At 29.6% G+C, this 19,720-nt stretch carries 17 protein-coding genes; 4 read left to right on the top strand and 13 right to left on the bottom strand.

Annotated elements, in window-relative coordinates:
- Positions 1 to 13 precede the first annotated feature (13 nt).
- From LQK79_RS12045 to LQK79_RS12030, 4 genes are all read right to left on the bottom strand, one after another.
- Positions 14 to 175 (bottom strand): hypothetical protein, encoded by a 162-nt coding sequence (locus LQK79_RS12045; RefSeq protein ID WP_231016721.1) that lies wholly within the window; start codon positions 173 to 175, stop codon positions 14 to 16.
- A gap of 84 nt (positions 176 to 259) precedes the next feature.
- A complete protein-coding gene (locus LQK79_RS12040; protein WP_231016720.1) occupies positions 260 to 1,669 on the bottom strand; it encodes a hypothetical protein in 1,410 nt (469 codons plus the stop codon).
- 182 nt (positions 1,670 to 1,851) lie between these two features.
- Positions 1,852 to 3,264 (bottom strand): 23S rRNA (uracil(1939)-C(5))-methyltransferase RlmD, encoded by a 1,413-nt coding sequence (rlmD, locus tag LQK79_RS12035; RefSeq protein WP_231016719.1) that lies wholly within the window; start codon positions 3,262 to 3,264, stop codon positions 1,852 to 1,854.
- Positions 3,265 to 3,288: 24 nt separating this feature from the next.
- Entirely contained in the window at positions 3,289 to 3,672 is a 384-nt protein-coding gene (locus LQK79_RS12030; protein ID WP_231016718.1) for a hypothetical protein, read from the bottom strand.
- Positions 3,673 to 3,806: 134 nt separating this feature from the next.
- Between LQK79_RS12030 and LQK79_RS12025 the strand changes: the two genes are divergently transcribed.
- Both LQK79_RS12025 and LQK79_RS12020 read left to right on the top strand, forming a co-directional pair.
- Positions 3,807 to 5,693: an LTA synthase family protein gene (locus LQK79_RS12025; RefSeq protein WP_231016717.1), complete on the top strand. Its 1,887-nt coding sequence runs from the start codon at positions 3,807 to 3,809 to the stop codon at positions 5,691 to 5,693.
- Between the two features lie 89 nt (positions 5,694 to 5,782).
- On the top strand, positions 5,783 to 6,538 hold the full coding sequence (locus LQK79_RS12020; RefSeq protein ID WP_407928532.1) for a sulfite exporter TauE/SafE family protein: 756 nt from the start codon (positions 5,783 to 5,785) through the stop codon (positions 6,536 to 6,538).
- A 104-nt stretch (positions 6,539 to 6,642) separates the two neighbouring features.
- Here the strand turns inward: LQK79_RS12020 and LQK79_RS12015 are convergent, their stop codons facing one another.
- The 4 genes from LQK79_RS12015 to LQK79_RS12000 all read right to left on the bottom strand — a co-directional run bounded on the left by LQK79_RS12015 (position 6,643) and on the right by LQK79_RS12000 (position 10,618).
- Complete coding sequence (locus tag LQK79_RS12015) at positions 6,643 to 7,773, bottom strand: glycoside hydrolase family 113 (protein WP_053241535.1); 1,131 nt, start codon at positions 7,771 to 7,773, stop codon at positions 6,643 to 6,645.
- Positions 7,774 to 7,794: 21 nt separating this feature from the next.
- Positions 7,795 to 8,544, bottom strand: coding sequence for an HAD hydrolase family protein (locus tag LQK79_RS12010; RefSeq protein ID WP_231016716.1), 750 nt, complete (start codon positions 8,542 to 8,544; stop codon positions 7,795 to 7,797).
- Between the two features lie 250 nt (positions 8,545 to 8,794).
- The gene (uppS, locus tag LQK79_RS12005; protein ID WP_231016715.1) at positions 8,795 to 9,439 is read right to left on the bottom strand and encodes a polyprenyl diphosphate synthase; all 645 of its coding nucleotides are present in this window, start codon (positions 9,437 to 9,439) and stop codon (positions 8,795 to 8,797) included.
- A 162-nt stretch (positions 9,440 to 9,601) separates the two neighbouring features.
- Positions 9,602 to 10,618 (bottom strand): LacI family DNA-binding transcriptional regulator, encoded by a 1,017-nt coding sequence (locus LQK79_RS12000; protein ID WP_231016714.1) that lies wholly within the window; start codon positions 10,616 to 10,618, stop codon positions 9,602 to 9,604.
- A gap of 347 nt (positions 10,619 to 10,965) precedes the next feature.
- Between LQK79_RS12000 and galE the strand changes: the two genes are divergently transcribed.
- The gene (gene galE, locus LQK79_RS11995; RefSeq protein WP_053241539.1) at positions 10,966 to 11,955 is read left to right on the top strand and encodes a UDP-glucose 4-epimerase GalE; all 990 of its coding nucleotides are present in this window, start codon (positions 10,966 to 10,968) and stop codon (positions 11,953 to 11,955) included.
- 125 nt (positions 11,956 to 12,080) lie between these two features.
- Here the strand turns inward: galE and LQK79_RS11990 are convergent, their stop codons facing one another.
- Positions 12,081 to 13,244 (bottom strand): galactokinase, encoded by a 1,164-nt coding sequence (locus LQK79_RS11990; protein ID WP_231016713.1) that lies wholly within the window; start codon positions 13,242 to 13,244, stop codon positions 12,081 to 12,083.
- Positions 13,245 to 13,407: 163 nt separating this feature from the next.
- Positions 13,408 to 14,397 (bottom strand): galactose-1-phosphate uridylyltransferase, encoded by a 990-nt coding sequence (gene galT / locus LQK79_RS11985; RefSeq protein WP_053241540.1) that lies wholly within the window; start codon positions 14,395 to 14,397, stop codon positions 13,408 to 13,410.
- Between the two features lie 265 nt (positions 14,398 to 14,662).
- Here galT and LQK79_RS11980 point away from each other — a divergent pair, with 265 nt between their 5' ends.
- On the top strand, positions 14,663 to 15,088 hold the full coding sequence (locus LQK79_RS11980; protein ID WP_231016712.1) for a GtrA family protein: 426 nt from the start codon (positions 14,663 to 14,665) through the stop codon (positions 15,086 to 15,088).
- 193 nt (positions 15,089 to 15,281) lie between these two features.
- On the opposite strand, the gene LQK79_RS11975 is transcribed toward LQK79_RS11980, so the two are convergent.
- From LQK79_RS11975 to LQK79_RS11965, 3 genes are all read right to left on the bottom strand, one after another.
- Positions 15,282 to 16,511 (bottom strand): deoxyguanosinetriphosphate triphosphohydrolase family protein, encoded by a 1,230-nt coding sequence (locus LQK79_RS11975; protein ID WP_198149949.1) that lies wholly within the window; start codon positions 16,509 to 16,511, stop codon positions 15,282 to 15,284.
- Between the two features lie 131 nt (positions 16,512 to 16,642).
- A complete protein-coding gene (locus LQK79_RS11970; protein WP_231016711.1) occupies positions 16,643 to 18,427 on the bottom strand; it encodes a tetratricopeptide repeat-containing glycosyltransferase family 2 protein in 1,785 nt (594 codons plus the stop codon).
- Positions 18,428 to 18,577: 150 nt separating this feature from the next.
- The gene (locus LQK79_RS11965) at positions 18,578 to 19,423 is read right to left on the bottom strand and encodes a hypothetical protein (RefSeq protein WP_231016710.1); all 846 of its coding nucleotides are present in this window, start codon (positions 19,421 to 19,423) and stop codon (positions 18,578 to 18,580) included.
- Between the last annotated feature and the right edge of the window lie 297 nt (positions 19,424 to 19,720).

Raw genomic sequence — 19,720 nt, 5'->3', positions numbered from 1 at the left:
CACTAAAAAATAATCAATAGTCTTCAGCATCATAATCCCTACCATTAGGGTACATTGTTGATTCATCAGTATACTCTTCTAACAATTCTTCAAGTTCATCCTTTTTCATTTTTCTTAATTCTTGCTTATCTTCTCCTAATTCTAATAACCGTTCAATAATATCTTTTCTATTCATCGTTAATACACCCCCTTTTATTAGATTATAACTTATTTTATTATTAATTATAAAGCAATAAAAAAGCTCCTCTTTTTTTCGTTTTTATCTATCTATTAAAATATTATTTAATTTCAAAAATAATATTTTAATACTTTTTTGTATCTCTAAAATATTATTCATTGAGTATATTTCTAATATAACGTCAGTTATAATGATATCTATCCTGTTAATATTCATCAAATCATCTATAACTCCTATCTCTAAAGCAATCCCCCTATTCATTAAAGTATTTATATATATTTCTTCTCTATAAGAAATTTTATTGTCATTCATAATTTTTTTAATTATAGAATTTATACTTATATTTTTTAGTTTGTATTTATTTTTAAAATCTTTTAAGTCCTTCATTTTCTTGCTCTCTTTATCAATATAAATCTCTCTTAATGCCATTTTTTTGAATTTTACTTTATTATTTACCATTGCTAATTTTTTTTCGTATCTATTTAATAATACTGGCACCTTTTCTTTATTATCCATTTGAAGAATTCGTATATCTGATTTTGTTATTTTATTCTTCCCAACCAACACATCACTACATATATTAGTTATTTTTCTATTATTCAAGTTAGGTCTTTCATTATACCCATATAAATTAAAATTTCTTATTTGTTTTTCTATGAAATTGTGTAACTTTTCTACATATTTTAATGTTTTAGCAATATCAGCCTTATTTATCTTAATATAAAATAGTGCTAATAAATCTCGTTCATATAAACTTTTTTTCCTAGTTTCAACCGTTTGCTCCTTAATAGCTTTTAAGAACATTAATAAATCATTATATATTTCTTTTTTTTCATTTTCAATTAAATTACATTCAATTAATTTGTATCTTAATTTCCCTAAAAAATCACAATAACACTCAGCCATTCCCATATTCATATCACTTATGTATGCAATGTATTCCCAATATTGTTTAGAAGTATTTACTCTGAAATAGTATTTTTTTAAATCTGATAATAATTCAGTAGAAATGGTATTTTCGCCCAATACTTTAACTACATTTCTTTCTTCATTACTAATTTGTTTTTCAATTAATTTAATAGTATTTTCTCTACTCTCTTTGGTATTTACTATTATCGGTACACATCTTTCTAAATCATTTAGGTATTTTTTATTTATACTTTTTCCTTTATTAAATTTAGAAAACATACTTAAAACACTATCAACATTATTACTCTTTAATTTTTCAAAATTTATACTAAAAAACTTTATTATCTTTTCTCTGGAATAATAAAAATGATTAAATTCATAAACCAGCTTTATCAAATTAACTTTTTGTTGAATATCATATCCATTAATATTGATTTGCAAATAATCTTTTAAATCTTTTTCTATTTTATAAAACTGTGCCTTAATAGATTTTATATTTTCTTCTCTTTTATAATTTGATAATCCATACTTTATTTGATATATCTCTTCAGCTAATTCTTGATATTCTGAACTTTTGTTCATTATATTATCTCCTCACATTTTTTCAAATAAACTTTTACTATAATTTATTATACCAAAAATATCTAGTTAGTCTTAAACCAAAATTAACACTTAAAAAAACATTTATCCATAATAAAAAGCACTCAACCAATAAAATTGATTGAATGCTCTTTATTATACATAAATCTTTATTTAATTCTATTCTAAACTTCCGTTACCACTTCAGCCTTAACCTTCCCCTTAATTTCCTTATCGTAATACTCCTTATTATATAGTAGTACGCACGTCTCCACGTGCCCTGTTTGTGGGAACATATCCACCACTTTAACCTTCTCCATACTATACCCCTTAGCAAGAAGCACGCCAAGGTCATCCACAAGTGTTTTTGGGTTGCAGGAAACATAAACTATAGTAGGAGCATTAAATTCTATGACATATCGCATAGCACTCGGATGAACGCCAGGTCTTGGAGGATCAAGAATTATAGCATCTGGCTTATCCTTGATCTCTGTTATAACCTTTGCAACATCGCCTGCTATAAAGGTGCAGTTTGAAATATTGTTAAATGCTGCATTTTCCTTGGCTGCCTCTACTGCTTCTTCTATTAATTCTATGCCTATTACCTTTTGTGCACTGGAGGCTGCAAGCTGACCTATAGTTCCAGTACCACAGTAAAGGTCAAAGACAGTTTTGTTTGAGGCGTCGCCCAAAAATTCCATTACAGTGCTGTATAGCCTTTCAGCACCCTTAGAATTTGTTTGGAAAAAGGAAAATGGAGAAATCTTAAACTTAAGGCCAAGAAGATTTTCTATTATGTAATCCTTACCAAATAATACATTTATCTTATCAGCACGAACCATATCTGCAAGACCATCATTTACAATATGTAGTATTCCTTTAAGAGTACCTTTGTAGTTTATGCCTTGAAGTTTAGAATTAATTTCTTCTAAATCAAAATCAATTTGAGAGGTTGTAACTATTCCAATTAGTATTTCACCAGTGTTCTTAGCCTTTCTTACTAAAAGATTTCTAAGATAACCAGTGTGTTTTAAAACTTTATAGTATGGAAGCTTTTTTTCTCTGAAATAAGTTACAACTGCATTCAAAATAGTGTTAAAGTCATCATCGACAATTTTGCAGCTACTTGTATTTATTATAGAAAAGCTGCTGTTTTTTGCGTGAAGACCAAGAGTAAGTTCACCATCCTTTTCAAGATCGCCAAAGGTGTACTCCATTTTATTTCTGTATTCAAAAGCCTCTGGACTGCCAAGTATTCCTTCATATTTAAAGCCTTCTATGTCTGCTTTTTTAAAAAGATCAAGAACCTGTTTTTCTTTAAGCTTAAGCTGATCTTCATAAGTTAAAAATTGATATATGCAGCCGCCGCAGTTTCCAAAATCAGAACATGCAGGCTGTACTGCTTCTGGTAAATTTTCTACAACTTGAAGCAGCTTACCTTTTGCATACTTTTCACGCTTTTTTGTTATTCTGGCAGTTACTTTTTGTCCAGGAACAGCTCCTTTTATATATACCTTTTTATCATCGCACATTGCTATTCCTTCAGCTGGAAATTCTATATCTTCTATTAAAAAATCGTATACTCCATTCTTTTTCATGTAATACTTACTCCTAATTTAACTTTATTTTGATATTTTAAATCCACCTAGTATATACCCAACAGTAGCATTTTTCTTTGAACCTAGCATTATAAGTGTATATAATATGTTACATATTGCATAAATCAAGAAATACATTGCAGTAACATCTTTTATATAAAAATAGAACACATTTTTAAGTACAAATCCTGTAATTAAAAGAAGTATGCCTGATAATGCAAAAAGCACAACTTGGTCAACAAATACTGAATAAATAACTCTTGGAAATGGAATTTTTTCTGAAGTAACATCGGTTAGTTCCTCTAACATTTCTTCTGTTGCTTCCTCTTTTGACTCTTGTTCAGATTTATTTTCTTCTAAAACTTCATCAGGAGCTTGTTCCTCTGAATATTTATTTTCATCTGACATTTTAATTCCTCCTAAATGTATAATATAATATTAATAAATAGCACATGTTTTATTATGCACCACTATGCTTTATATGTAAATACACTTAATAAATTATTTACTTTATATTAAAATTTTGGTCTGGAGGCACAACAATGAACAATAATTCAAATAAGTTAAAAATAAGTCCGCTAAAACTTTTACTTAGCTACATTGACATTTTTCTTTTTTTAGCAATACTCACCTTTAAATTGGTCATGTGTGATAAGTCAATTTCACCTGAATACTTCGATTACAAGCTGGTAATCAAACCAATCATATATTCAATTATATGTTTAATAGGCATTTCTTTAATTTTCAAAAGCAAAGGAAGAACCAGATTTTTATACATAGCAAACATAGTAATAAGCTTAATTCTAATTGCGGATACCGTTTATTTTAGATATTTTAAAGATGTAATTTCCGTTGGGGTACTTAGAAATGGCGTTATGCTAGGTGGTGTAAAATCAAGTGTGGCAGATTTAATAAAAGCAAAAGATTTTTTATACCTTGCAGACGTTTTTATCCTCATACCACTTCTAATACTTTATAAAAAATGTGATAGAAACCAAACACCCATTTTAAAAAGACTTGCCTCTTTTATAATTGTTTTTATCATAGGAATTGTTTTAAATGGACTATCAATATATAAAATGTCTGTTGAGCAACCAAGACTTATAACAACAATGTACAATAGAGTATATATAGCAAAGTTCTTAGGCGATATTAACTTTCACATACTGGATATATACAATGTTGCTTCAAACAAAATTATGAGCCTAAAAAAAATATCTCCTGAAAAAGAAAATAAAATAAAAACCTATTTAACTAAAAACAGTTCTACATCTACAACTAATATGAAAAGTATAGGAAAAGGCAAAAACCTTATAATGATTCAGGTTGAAGCTTTGCAGCAATTTGTCATAAATGCTAAAGTAAACGGTCAAGAAATAACTCCAAATTTAAATAGATGGCTTAAAAAATCTCTATATTTCGATAATTTCTTTTACCAAGTTGCCTCTGGTAACACCTCTGATGCAGAATTTTTGACAAATAATTCTCTATACCCCGCTTCTTCTGGTGCAGTATATTATATGTATGCTGGAAACACTTACAGTTCCCTTGCAAAAGAAATGAATGATAAAAATTATTATACTTCTGTACTGCATGGATATAGAGAAGGCTTTTGGAATAGAAATGTTATGTATAAGGCTGAAAAGTTTGATGACTTTTGGGGAGAAAAATCATATAATTTAAATGAAACTGTTGGGCTCGGTTTAAGTGACAAATCTTTTTTAAATCAATCTTTCACAAAGATGCAAAAGTTCAAACAGCCATTTTACTCATTTTTAATAACCCTAAGCAGCCATTATCCTTATGATGATGTTAAAGGCTATGGTAATGATCTTAATGTAGGATCACTTGAAGGTACCCTTACTGGCAATTACCTTAAAGGCATACATTACACAGATGCTCAACTTGGAATTTTTCTTGATAAGCTTGAAAAGAGCGGTATGCTGGACAATTCAATACTAATGCTTTATGGAGATCACTACGCTATACCTAAGGATAAAATTAATGAACTTTACAATTTTGAAGGAATAAAAAAGCCTACTGACCTGGACTGGTTTCAGCTTCAAAAGGTACCAATGTTAATGCATTTTCCAAAGGATCAATATAAAGGTACAAATCATTCCTATACAGGACAAATTGATATATATCCAACTATAGCAAATATGTTTGGTTTACCTGAAAAATATTTGCTTGGACATGATTTATTTAATACGAAAAATGAAACTGTAATGTTTAGAAATGGCTCCTTTACTGATGGAAATACATTTTATATATCCTGGACTAACACCTACTACGATATAAAAACAGGCAAAGCAGTTCCAGAGACTAAAAAACTTAAAAACCTCAAAGACAAAACACTATTAAATCTTCAGTATTCAGATGACATATTAAACCACAATCTTATAAAAAAATTTGAAACTGAAAAATAATATGCAAAAGATAGGAAGTGCTAATTTTGAACTACATTTTTAATTTAAGCAGCATCAACGCTATATACCTAAATCACACTAAATTCTCTATAAGTATAATCATATTTCTCTTTTTAGCCTGCTTTGCAGCCGCAGCCGTGGACTCCATTGCAGGAGGCGGCGGTCTTATAAGTCTCCCCTCCTACATACTATGTGGCATACCATCGCATATAGCTTTAGGTACAAATAAATTTTCTTCAACCTCAGGTGCGATTGTCAGCGGCTTTCAATATTTTAAAAACGGAAAAGTTAACTTTAAGCTTTTAAAATACCTTATACCTTTTTCGTTTATAGGCTCTATGCTGGGAGTGTATACAGTACTCAAAATAGATGAAAATTTGATCAGAATCATTGTACTTATATTAATATTATTTGTTGGAATATACAGCTTATTTTCAAGAAAGTTAGGAATGGAGGACAACTTCAAGGGTATTACCAGAAAAAATATATTTCTAGGAATACTCCTTGCCTTTTGCCTTGGATTTTACGATGGCTTTTTTGGTCCAGGCACAGGTTCCTTTCTCATATTTGGAATGATAAAAATATATGGCTATAACTACATAAATGCAAGTGGAAATTCAAAAATCTTAAATCTTACTAGTAACGTGTCTGCACTCATAATATTTGCACTGCACAGCCAAATTTATTTTTATTTGGGACTTATAACAGCTTCTGCAATGATTTTAGGTGCTAACTTAGGAACTAAAATAGCACTAAATAAGGGAAGCAAACTCATAAAACCTATATTCATATGCATGTCTTTAGGTGTTGCTGTAAAAATGATTTATTCACTGATTATTCAATAAAAACAGAAAACTTATTTATAGATAGACAGCATGAAATATTGAAATTGCTAATACTAAATTCATTCATATAAACTTGGATTTTACAATCTCTAGTTTCTAGCTGTTTATTTATAATTGTACCATTTGTTTATTACCTTTGTACTTTCACTACTTGGATAATACATTTTATCACTGCTCTTATCACCTACAGCAAATATTGAAAAACCTAGGAACCACTTTTCGTATTCAAAATTCATTCTATATGCTTCAAAACAATTTGCCTGCTCCTGACCATTTTCCTTTGATACTATTTTTTTACCATCTAGTACTTTTACAGGCGCAGGATTCCAAGGTTGAATTGATGCACCGGTTTGTCTTGGAAAACCCAGTTCTCCAAAGAAAATTGGCTTTTTCCACTTATCATGAAAATTTTTTATCTCTTGTTTGACATTTTGATTTCTATAGTATATTTCTGTTTTATTAATTGCATTTGAAAGTTCTTCTACAGAATTTGTTTCCCTATCGGTAAGCTCAAAATAAGCTGATATAGATATAAAATCAACTTTAGAGAACAACTTATTATTAAGTTTTTTATTGTAATTCTCCTGGGTTTTTTTATCCCATGACGCCGTGTACCAATATGGTGTTCTATATGTAACTAATCCTTTATAATATTTTCTAACAAAATTTATTGTATCGCACCAATAATTTTGAGCATATTCAATATAAACATAATTAGATGCGACATTCATAGCATCTACGTGATACGGAACTGCTATATCATCAATAAGTTTTTTTAATACATCATTCTTCCAATTCCAAAAAAAAGTATTAATTGATTTTGGTTTCCAACTAGTTTCCTCAAGTACTCCATTTGCTATCCATGGATATGGTTCTAAAATAACATTTATGCCCTTTTTATTTAATTTCTTTATAAGCTCTATGGCTTTTTCTTCACTTTCTTCATTTACCTTCATAGTATCTGATTTAAGATTTTTTATATCTACAATGACAGGTACATTTACAGTGTTTAAGTGAAATTTATCTACATCACTTATAGCTTGGTCAATTTTATAATCTGTTGAAAGATTAGCTGACTTTATTTTGCTTTTAAACTCCTTATTTAAAGTTTTGCCTTCAAATTTATTTAACTTATTATTAAAGTATCCCCTAGTATCCGGATTTTTATAGCATATTACTCCTGCAATAAAAATAATAATAACAAACAAAACACTTATTTTTTTAAGTTTCTTCATCAAAAATTCTGCCTCTCTAAATTAAAAATAATTACTTATACATTCATTTAAAACATCCATCTTGTTGCTTTTTTCTATATTTTTTCCAGCTTCTGCATTTTCTTCATCAACTGAAATTCCAAGACCAACTTCTTCAAACAAAGAAACATCCTTAGGATATTGTCCTATAGCTATAAAATTTTTCAGATTCCACTTTTTCTTTTTTGCAAGGCATCTTAAAGTTATCCCTTTATCAACCCTTGAATTTATAAAAATCACTTTATCTTCACAAATGCGTGAACAGCACTCCAAATAATGCTTTGAAATAAACTTTGATAGCTCATTCTTAATTTCCTCATTTGATGTATACATAATAACTTCTAAAACACTAGGACAATCAATCATTGGGCAATTGAGCAAAAAGCTTTTCACTTCTACTGACCACTTTTCATAATTTATTTTTCCATTATCCGTAATAAGTTCAAAGCATATATCCCTTTCTTTAGCCCACAAACAAAGCTCCTTAACGGTTTTTATAGACAAATGAAAGTCAAAACTATATTCACACTGAAACGGCGAATAAACTTTAGCCCCCTCCATAACTATAGCAGGTTCTTTTATATGAAGATCGCGCATCGCACTTTCCACAAGCTTAGGATCACCATCTGTGTATAGTACTACAGGTATATCCTTATCAACTAAGCATTTTAAAACCTGAATTTTATTTATAAATTTATTTTTATCTAAAAACTTGAAATTATCAATATCAAGTACTAGTCCACTGTACTCCATGTATCTATACCCCCATTAGCATACTACATTTAAATATCTAAAAATACTTATTTTTACATTATATTACTTTTCACTTAAAAATATACAAAATAGCTTGTTGTTTTTATAAAAAACAGGTAAATCCAATACTATAATACTATTTTTTTATAATATAGTAAATAAGTAAATCAATAGTGTTACATTTTTTTAACTTCATATAACATATTGCTTTAATAAATATTTAATTTGAACTAGATTTATCACTGATTATCTAGCCTCCTAATGTTATATCTTGTTTATCGTACCATTCTAGTGCTTCATAAAAATGTTCCTCTCTAAAATCTGGCCAATAATCATCTATAACATAAAAATCCGCATAGGCTGATTGAACTGGTAAAAATCCACTTAATCTTCTTCTACCACCCCATCTAATTATCAAATCTACTCTAGATACATTTTTAGATGCTATATTATTCATTATATTTTTTGTATCAATGTTCTCTCTATTAATTATTTGGCCCAAATCCCACTGCCAGCTATAATTAACTAGAAAGTTTACCTTTATTCCACCACTCCCAAACTGTTTCCTTTCTGTATAATAATTTAATTTTTCTGGAAACATTTTTGAATCTCTATTTCCTACCACAAGAAGTGATGCGTTTTCTTTTGAAAGAACATCTACTGAATTCATGCATGCATTTGTAAACGCAATTCTCTGTTCTCTAGGTCTTTTTGTATTATCTACTGTAAAACCATAATATGTAATTTCACTTATTCCAACTTTTTCACATAGCTTAAAAAGGCAAAATCCCGGATTTATACCATTTTTATAACCCATTTCTTTTGGTATGCCCTTTGACTGTGCCCATCTTCTATTTCCATCTGGAATTATTCCTATATGTTTTGGTAATCTCAAATTAACCCCACCTTAAATATTGTATAAACATTTATTTAGATAGTATTGACTATAGTAATAATACTTATTCAATATAAGGCACACATTTCTATTTGAAATCAGAAGTATAAAAAATTTCTATCACTTTAAATTAAAGCATTAAACTCATAATTTAATCAAATCTTAAACCTTTCTGCAGCTATCCCTTATTATAAGTTTTGTATTTAATGTTATAATACTAGTTTGCTGATTTTTATTATTTATTACATCTAACAACATTTTAGCAGCATTTTCTCCGAGCTTATACATATTTTGATCTACAGTGGTTATTTGTGGTTCTACAAGGCTTGATATAACAATATTATCAAACCCAATTATTGATACATCTTTTGGAACATCATAATTTAATCTCTTACATGCATTAAGAACTCCTAATGCCATTAGATCATTACATGCAAAAACTGCTGTAGGTAAAGGAATATTTCTTAACTCCTTAAGCATAATATCCATAGTTACATACACAGTCTCATAACTGTTTCCTTGGCCTACATCTACAATGTGCTTATTTTTTAAGAGCTTATGTTTTTTAAGAATATCTATATAAACCTCTTTCTTTAAATCATAAGAATAACTTTTTCTTCCTTTTACAAAAATAATATTTTTATGTCCAAGCTCTAATAAGTAATTAATTGCCTGCTTTGTGCCACTTTCTTGATCATTCAGCACAAAATTACATTTTATGTCTTTATTATATCCATTTATGCAAACAAGGGGCAAATTTTTTCCAACACTTTCATAAAATCCATTTTTTATATTTTCAGTTTTGGGATCAATAGAAATAATGCCATCAACCTGCCTTGCTATAAGTGAATTTATATACATAACCTCTTGATTTGCTTTATCTCCCGTATCACAAAGATAAATAGAATATCCACTATTTTTAAGTGAAGTTTCTATAGCTTTTATAACAGTTGGAAAAAACAAATTATCTATTCTTGGAACTAAAACTCCTATAGTCTTAGTATTTTGGTTTATTAACGCTCTAGCAAGTACGTTAGGGCTAAATTTCAGTTTTTCTATTGCTGCTTCAACCCTTTTTCTTGTTTCATCCTTTACAGGATAATTATTATTTATAACTCTAGATACAGTACTCATTGAAACATTTGCTTCTTTTGCAACATCCTTAATATTTACCGCCATAAGTAGACCCCCACGCTAGAAAATCTTTTCTTAAATTTTACTAGTTAATTTTATAATTGTAAATACATCAAACAAAAAATAATGAAGATTTCCCTTTAATTTAAGTAAAACATATGATAAAATATATTTATGAATAGAAAACCTTTTCTGAATTTCTTATTTTATTAACAAAAACTTCAATAAAATAATTATTAATGTTTAAATTTGGGATTGCCTATTATGTTATAATATAGTAGAGCAATTTTAACTAAGTCTATATATGAGTCATAATCCCTTAGAAATTGAGATTTATGAACATAAATAAAACTTTTATTACACTTATATGATTTAATTTAGGAGGTTTTAAAATGAAAGTATTAGTTTGTGGTGGTGCTGGTTATATAGGAAGCCACATGGTAGCTCATTTATTAGAAAATAAACATGAAGTTGTTGTTCTTGATAATCTTCAGACTGGACATAAGTCCTCTTTACTTGGTGGTAAACTTTATATTGGCGATTTAAGAGATTCTGAAATTTTGGACAAAGTTTTTTCCGAAAATAAAATAGATGCTGTAATAGATTTTGCTGCTAATTCTCTTGTTGGTGAAAGTGTAGAAAAACCATTAAAGTATTTTGAAAATAACATTTATTCAGTTATAAAGCTTTTAGAAGCAATGAACAAACATGGAGTAAAATACATTGTATTTTCATCTACCGCTGCTACTTACGGGGAACCTGAAAATACACCTATACAAGAAGAAGATAAAACCTTCCCTACTAATCCATATGGTGAATCAAAACTTGCTGTTGAAAAGATATTAAAATGGTGTGACAAAGCATATGGAATAAAATATACAGCTTTAAGATATTTTAACGCTTGCGGTGCTCACATAAACGGCAAAATAGGAGAAGATCATAACCCTGAAAGTCATCTTATTCCAATAATATTACAGGCTGCCTCAGGTGTAAGAGAAAAGATAATGATTTTTGGTGATGACTATAATACTGCTGATGGATCGTGTGTAAGAGATTATGTACATGTTTCTGACCTTGCTTCTGCACATTTATTAGCTTTACAAAGGCTTCAAAATGGCGGCGACAGCAAAATATACAATTTGGGAAATGGCAAAGGCTTTTCTGTTAAAGAGGTTATAGATGTAGCAAGAAAAGTTACTGGAATAAACATAAAGGCAGAAGTTGCTGGAAGGCGTGCTGGTGATCCTGCTACTCTAATAGCTTCTTCTGAAAAGGCTATTAAAGAACTAGGTTGGGAGCCTAAATTTAATTCCCTTGAAACAATAATAGCTACAGCTTGGAAATGGCACAGCAGTCATCCACATGGCTACAGCGAAAAATAAAACTGAAAGAATTTAATAACTGGTTACTTTAGAGATTAAAAAAGATAAAAGAGTGCAAAAATCTAAAATTTTGCACTCTTTTATTTTACTTTAACTCAATGGTTTATTTATGATTTTATTGCAATTTACCTTTTTACTTGATGTGTGCCTTCACCAATTCCACTTAAATAAAAGCTCGGTTCATATCCTATTCTCTTAGTATAATTTGGCTTAACTTTATCTATAAAACTATCTATCTTATCCTTCTTGACTAAAGCTATAGCACAACCTCCAAAACCGGCACCTGTCATTCTAGCTCCATCACAGCCATCAGCTAAAAGAGCTTCCTCAACAATTGTATCAAGTTCTTTTCCTGTAACTTCATATAAATTCTTAAGTGAATTATGAGATTCTATTAAGAGCCTTCCAAACTCCGTTAAGTCTCCATTATTAAGACATTCAAATGCTTTAAGAACTCTTGCATTTTCATATACTGAATGCTTAGCTCTATTTTTAACATTTTCATCTGTAAAAAGTTTTTCAAGTTCATCAAATTCCTCTGGCTTAATCTCACATAAGTTTTTCACAGGTTTAACTTTTCTAATTATTTCAAGCGCTTTCTCACACTCTGCTCTTCTCTCATTGTACTTTGACTCATTTAAAGCTCTTCTCTTGTTAGTATTCATTATAACTATAGAATAATCTAAAAGCTTTACATCCGCATAATCATATTCGCATGTTTCACAGTTTAAAAGTATTGCCTTGTCCTTTTTCCCCATTCCCACTGCAAATTGATCCATTATTCCACAATTTACACCTATAAATTCGTTTTCAGCCTTTTGAGAAAGTTTTACTATTTCTACTCTATCAATCTTTCCATCGTTAAATAAGTTATTTACTATAACTCCTACTAAAACTTCAAGAGATGCTGATGAAGAAAGACCTGCACCATTTGGTATGTTACCACTTATAAGTATATCCATTCCTTTCACACCGTATCCTTTATCTTGCATCATCTTAATTACACCTTTAGGATAGTTTGCCCAATCATCTTTTTTCTCATAGTGTAAATCGTTTAAATCACAGTTAACCTTTAACTCAAAGTTTGTCGAAGCGAAATTAACTTTATTATCATCTCTAATCTTTACCATAGCATATGTGCCAAAATCTAAAGCACATGGAAACACAAATCCTCCATTGTAGTCTATATGCTCTCCAATAAGATTAATTCTACCAGGTGAATGAAATACATATTCACTGTCACAGCCATATACTTCTTTGAATTTTTTTTCTAATTTTAAAACTTCCATACTGCTACCTCCAAATTAATAAAAATTTATTAATAATATATTTAAATGTCCAACTTCTGTTGCATTATAGTTTTATTAATTTAATTTTAAGCTTATGCATGTCCTGTACTGTGTTAAATGCAGCCTTTTGAAACATGCATAAGCTAAACTTTGACTAATTTAATTATTTATCGTTTTTACTTAAATATTTCTTATAAGCTTCCTTTAACTCTTCTGCAGTTTCTTCAACTGATCTTGGATTACATGCTGCCCAGGCTCCCATTTCTGACGATGCATAATATTTAATCTTCTCTTTTGATCTTAATGGTGGATAAAATTCAACATGAAAATGATAATAATCATCATAGTTTCCATACTCAGGTGAATTAACAGGAGCTTGATGTATACACATCATATAAGGAAATCTTCTATCAAATAAAGAATCAAAAGTTCCTGACACCTTTTTTAAAATATCAGCAAAATTATTCTTTTCTCTATCATCAAAGTCTACCATTTTGCTTATATGATTTTTGCTAACTATAAACATACCATAGGGATAATCAGTAAAGAATGGTAAATAAGCTAAAAAATCTTCATTTTCAATTATTATTCTATTCTTAAACTCTTGTTCCTCTTTATTCATTCTACATATTAAGCATTCGTCATTTTCCTCATAATGCTTTTTACATGAATTAAGCTCAGTTTTAATTTTAAGAGGCATTTTAGAATATGCATATATCTGTCCATGAGGATGAGGCATTGTAACCCCAACTTCTTCTCCTCTATTTTCAAATTCAAAAATATATTTAACTTTTTCATCTTTGCTTAATTCAGTATATCTTTCACTCCATAAATCTACAAGTTTTCTTATATGATCTAAAGGCAATTCGCTGAGTGTCTTAGTATGTTCAGGTGAATAAAGGATTACTTCACATTTTCCATAAGCTTTTTCAGTTTTATAGAAATTTGATCCTACTGTATCTGGTTCTGGTGGTTCCTTTGATAATGCTGGAAAATCATTATCATATTCATAAACCTCATAATGTTCTGGTACCTTCTTTCCTGGTCCTGGACAAAATGGACACCAGTCTTTAGGCATTTGTGGTCTATTTTGTCTATTTGATGCCACCATTGTCCAATCTCCCAATAGTGGGTTCCATCTTAATTCTGCCATAGTATTCTCCTCCTAATTTAGAAATCCTTTTCTATAATTTTAAAAAATAAATTTTAAAGTTATTTAGGGATATTTAGAAAACCTTTTCTATTTCTTATCTATATAATATCAGATGTTGAATTCATTTTCAATAGAATTTTTTAGTTTTTGGCCATATTTTAAAAATGCCACTATTCTCTTCTGCTACTATATGAACTCATTTTTCTTGACATCATTTTGTTTAAAAGTTATATTATTATTTAGAATAAAATTAAGGTGGTATCACATGAAAACTTTGTATGAAATTAAGGATAAATATTTAACCGAAAGCAATATTGAAAAAATATCTTACCTCATTTTTGGAGGGTTCACTACTTTAATCAATTTAGTATCTTACTGGTTTTTTGCATATATACTTAATTTTAATTATATGATTGCTTCTATATTCGCATGGGTTTTCGCTGTAGCTTTTGCATTTATAACAAACAAGCTATTTGTTTTTAAAAGCTATAGTAAAAATCTAAGCACCTTATTAAAAGAAACTATATCCTTTTTTACATTTAGAATTTTATCTCTTTTCATGGACTTAGGAACTATGTTTCTATGTGTTCAAATTATTAAAATGCACAGCTTAATTGCAAAAATAATAGCAAATATAATTGTAATTATATTTAATTATTTTGCAAGTAAGTTTATTATATTCAAAAAATAGATATGTTCATTTTTCTAAATTTTCTATATTTATTTACAGAGTGCTTTATTGTGGTTATAGAAGGATAATGGGCTAAAGCCCAAACCTCGCGCCTATACTTTAGCAATTTTTATTTGTTCTTCTCTGTTCCTAAGAAAATTCTCTTTTGTAATTATAGAAGGATAATGGGCTAAAGCCCAAACCTCGCGTATGATTACTCAAATTTTATTAATTCTTGAAAAATCTTTATGGCGAAATTGTCGGTCATTCCAGTTATGTAATAGACAACTGCTCTTGTGTAACCTTCCTTTGTATCGACGTTGTATATTGGCTTATTTTTATAACTTTGTGGTCTAAATCTATTATCTTCACCAAAAGAATATTTAATAAGCCAATCCTTAAAGGAATGTATTAACTCTGGATAATCTTTCCTTGCCAATTCAAGTTCCTTAAAAATATTCCTTTCATTATAAAAATCAATAAGAGTGCTATATATAGATTTAATTATAAGTCTTACATATTTTTTAAAGGGTTCTAGTCTTTTATGATTATATATATTTTCATAATTAAATTCCTTTATTGAGTTTAAAAGCTGTAAACACCTATCTGAAAACCTAAGCCCTTCTTCAATGGAACTATTCTCGCATAAATCTACAGTAAATTTATTCATGAAAAAAGTGTTATTTATATTTTCTACATTAAGATTTGAATATTCACCTATAATCTCTTTTAGTTCTTCAACCTTTTTTATTGATAATATTTTAAGAGTAAGTGCATCTTCTATATCTCGTCCTAAATATGATATTTTATCTGATATTTTTACAACACACCCTTCCCAGGTATAAGGGGAATACTGATTTGGTCTTGATATTTCATTTAAATCAATATACTCTTGTCTTGGAAACAATGCGCTCTCATTGACTTCACCGCAGTGACTTATAATTCCGTCTCTCACTGCATACGTTATATTTAAATTTCTCTCATTTCCCATTTGATCGGTTATAGTTTCTAGTTCATCTACAAATTTAAGGCTATTTCTTTCATGCCAATATGTACCATTTATTTCTTCTTTTATTACTTCTCTTAGTATTCTCTCACCCTCATGACCAAATGGAGCATGTCCCAAATCATGCCCAATTGCGATAGCATTAGAAAGTTCTGTATTAAGTCCCATAAATTTTGATATACTGTAGCTTACAGCTGCAACATGATTTACATGTTCTATTCTAGTGCATATATGATCATGATTTGTTGCAAAGAAAACCTGAGTTTTATGCTTTAACCGTCTATATGCCGTACAATGTAAAATTTTACTATAATCCCTTTCAAAGTCACTTTCTATATCAATTTCTCTTTCATAAATATTTTCATTCCTGCTTATATAATTATTCCATAATGGATTTTCAATGTTAGCAGCTACCTTTTTAAATTTACCTGTCTGCAAAACATCATCTCCTCTCTACAATATATTTATATATTAATAGTATACAAAATTTAGTGCTAATATATCAAATTAACTATTTTGAGTGAAAGATTTTAATTACTCACATATTAAAACCCTTCACCCATTATTATTCACATTGCTTTTAATATATCCAACCCATAATTATCATATACATCAAAAAGTTTTATGGACCTCAATATCTCCTTTTTTGCCATCTCAATATATCCATGCTTATAATACAATTCCCCCAAAATATTCAGTACATTTTTGTCACTTATTAAATTTAAAAGTTCCAATGACAGTTCAAATTTATCGAATTCTTTATTTATAAGAAAAATATCACAAATTTTAAAAATTATATTTGTATACCCTTTTTCTTTTTCATCCTCCGATAATACCTTGATTTTTTTTCCCTCAAACAAATTTATAAACTGTTCATATACCTCAACTTCTTTTTTATTTCCCCTATTTATTTCGTCTTCCTTAATACTTTCTAGTAGTTTTTCTGCCTCCTCATATTGTTCATTTAAAACAAATGCTGTAACTTTGTTTATCACAAAATTAATATAATAGATACTTTCTTTTGTCATGCTATTCATTTTTATACATTCATCATAGTTTCCAGTTCTTAAAAGGCAGTTTGACTTAAACATCTTTAAATCTTCATTGGCAATTCCTGCTTCTTCACATTTTCTTTCATACTCAAGAGCAACTTCATAATATCCTTCACTAAAAAATATATCACCTATAATCTGATATGCTTTAGGATATTCTGAAAAAAGTCTTTCAATTATAGTTTTAATTTCTTCTATAGGTCTTTTTTCTTCTTTTAATATATGGCAAATATTATAAACACACTCTACAGAATCTCGCTTTGCCCTTATTGTATCTTCGTAATATTTAAAAGCACTCTTATAATCCTTAAGCTTCATATAAATATTTGCAAGTTCATAAGATGACTTAAAACTTTCTGTACCATATATGAATTTAATCTCAGGGGGTGGATTTCCTATTTTAATACATTTTTCAAAAACTCTTATTGCCATAGTATACTTACCTTGAATTTCATATATAATTCCTTTTAAATAATATATATCTGTAGACATTCTATAATATTCAATACCTTTATCTGCTAATTGAAGAGCATCATCGTATTTCTTTAGATCTATATTTACAATAATCATTCTAGTTATTAGTACAAAAGAATATCCTTTGTTCAAACTAAAATCTTCATAAGCTTTAGAATAAAACTCCAAGGCTTTTTCATTATCTCCCAAAGCATAATACTCGTTTCCAAGATTGAAGTAAGTGTACCCATCATTTGGATTTTTACTTATTTGATCTTTTAAAAGAGTTATATTCCTGTGTCTTTTATCCTTATCTTTCATAGTGCTTTCAAGATAACCATAGTGATATATTCTTATTTGACAGCTTGTTCCTCTGCACTCATGACTATTATTTATAAGTTGGTTATGAACCTCACCTTCATAAAGGAAACCATAGTTATTTTTAAACAGTCTAGGATTTAAGTTCACACTAATATTAGAGGTATCAGGTCTGTTGCCACAGTAATTTAAAGTTTCAAAATAGTAGATTACATTTTCATTCAAGTGCTGCACTAGCTCTTTAAATTTCACCTTATCTTCACTGCAAAATTCATCGTCAGCATCCATTATTAGTATCCAATCTTTAGTAGCATATTTTAAAGATACATTTCTTGCTTCACTAAAATTATTATTCCATTTAAAATAATATAATTTCGCTCCAAAACTTTTAGCTATATCTATAGTTTTATCACTTGACCCTGTATCAACTACAATGATTTCATCTACTATATCTTTAACACTATTAAGACATTGTGATAAATACTTTTCTTCATTTTTTACAATCATGCATAAGCTTATTTCATTATTCATGAAATATGACCCTCCTTAGGCTATACATAGAAAATTTATAAAACTGCTTAAAAAGGTACCTCACATTATTATGTGAGGTATCATAATTTAGCCGTAATGCATTAATCCTATAAAATTTAAACATCTTATAGAATTATTGATGTCTGTCCATTAATATCTAGCATTAAACACAACCGTAATGTCTTGACTAGTTGTTGCTGCGTCATTACTTTCCAATCTAACAGCAACATATTTCATATAATAATCTCTTGTTATAACTTTAGGTGTATTATTAACAAGTGTAGCAGTCTCATTAATCATTACTAAAGGATATAATGCTGTATTCGTGCTAGGAGTTGCTCCAAGTTGAACAGTTACATTTCCCGAAGCCTGAGCTTTTAACAAATACCATGACATTTCTGAGAAACCAGATATATCAATCAAATTAAGCCATGTTGGGGTAGCACTTGTTAAAGTTCTAGTTTGAACTGTTGCATAAAATGCTCTATCAACTAAACCAACTGATACTGTTGAAGTTATTCCGCTTAAAGTGCCCACTGCACTTAAAGTGCCAATTGTTTCTAACCTTGTTATTGTGCCGACCGTACTCAGCCTTGTTACAGTGCCTACTGCACTGACTTTACCTATCGTCGCTACGGAAGCCAATCTGTCTATGGTTCCGACTGAACTTAATCTTGTTACTGTGCCGACTCCTGAAACTCTTCCGATTGTTGCTACTGATGCTAATCTATCTATTGTGCCTACTGAGCTCAACCTCGTTACTGTGCCGACTCCTGAAACTCTTCCGATTGTTGCTACTGATGCTAATCTATCTATTGTGCCTACTGAACTTAATCTAGTTACGGTTCCGACTGCGGCAACTCTTCCAATTGTTGCTACGGAAGCCAATCTGTCTATGGTTCCGACTGAGCTCAACCTTGTTACGGTGCCGACTCCTGAAACTCTTCCGATTGTGGCTACTGATGCTAATCTATCTATTGTGCCTACTGAGCTCAACCTCGTTACTGTTCCAACTGCAGCAACTCTTCCAATTGTGGCTACTGATGCTAATCTATCTATTGTGCCTACTGAACTTAATCTAGTTACGGTTCCGACTGCGGCAACTCTTCCGATTGTGGCTACTGATGCTAATCTATCTATTGTCCCGACTGAGCTTAATTTTGTTACTGTGCCGACTGCAGCAACTCTTCCAATTGTTGCTACTGATGCTAATCTATCTATTGTGCCTACTGAACTTAATCTAGTTACGGTTCCGACTGCAGCAACTCTTCCGATTGTTGCTACTGATGCTAA

The sequence above is a fragment of the Clostridium guangxiense genome (genome assembly GCF_021043395.1).
Lineage (GTDB): Bacteria > Bacillota > Clostridia > Clostridiales > Clostridiaceae > Clostridium_S > Clostridium_S guangxiense.
This window is presented reverse-complemented; position numbering and strand designations above follow the sequence as displayed.

Coding starts and splice junctions, on each gene's coding strand:
- LQK79_RS12000 (WP_231016714.1), bottom strand. CDS start 10,618: ATGGCGGTAAATATTAAGGATGTTGCAAAAGAAGCAAATGTTTCAATG.
- LQK79_RS12010 (WP_231016716.1), bottom strand. CDS start 8,544: ATGGAGTACAGTGGACTAGTACTTGATATTGATAATTTCAAGTTTTTA.
- LQK79_RS12030 (WP_231016718.1), bottom strand. CDS start 3,672: ATGTCAGATGAAAATAAATATTCAGAGGAACAAGCTCCTGATGAAGTT.
- LQK79_RS12040 (WP_231016720.1), bottom strand. CDS start 1,669: ATGAACAAAAGTTCAGAATATCAAGAATTAGCTGAAGAGATATATCAA.
- LQK79_RS12045 (WP_231016721.1), bottom strand. CDS start 175: ATGAATAGAAAAGATATTATTGAACGGTTATTAGAATTAGGAGAAGAT.
- rlmD (WP_231016719.1), bottom strand. CDS start 3,264: ATGAAAAAGAATGGAGTATACGATTTTTTAATAGAAGATATAGAATTT.
- galE (WP_053241539.1), top strand. CDS start 10,966: ATGAAAGTATTAGTTTGTGGTGGTGCTGGTTATATAGGAAGCCACATG.
- LQK79_RS12025 (WP_231016717.1), top strand. CDS start 3,807: ATGAACAATAATTCAAATAAGTTAAAAATAAGTCCGCTAAAACTTTTA.
- LQK79_RS12015 (WP_053241535.1), bottom strand. CDS start 7,773: ATGAAGAAACTTAAAAAAATAAGTGTTTTGTTTGTTATTATTATTTTT.
- LQK79_RS11980 (WP_231016712.1), top strand. CDS start 14,663: ATGAAAACTTTGTATGAAATTAAGGATAAATATTTAACCGAAAGCAAT.
- LQK79_RS11990 (WP_231016713.1), bottom strand. CDS start 13,244: ATGGAAGTTTTAAAATTAGAAAAAAAATTCAAAGAAGTATATGGCTGT.
- LQK79_RS11970 (WP_231016711.1), bottom strand. CDS start 18,427: ATGAATAATGAAATAAGCTTATGCATGATTGTAAAAAATGAAGAAAAG.
- galT (WP_053241540.1), bottom strand. CDS start 14,397: ATGGCAGAATTAAGATGGAACCCACTATTGGGAGATTGGACAATGGTG.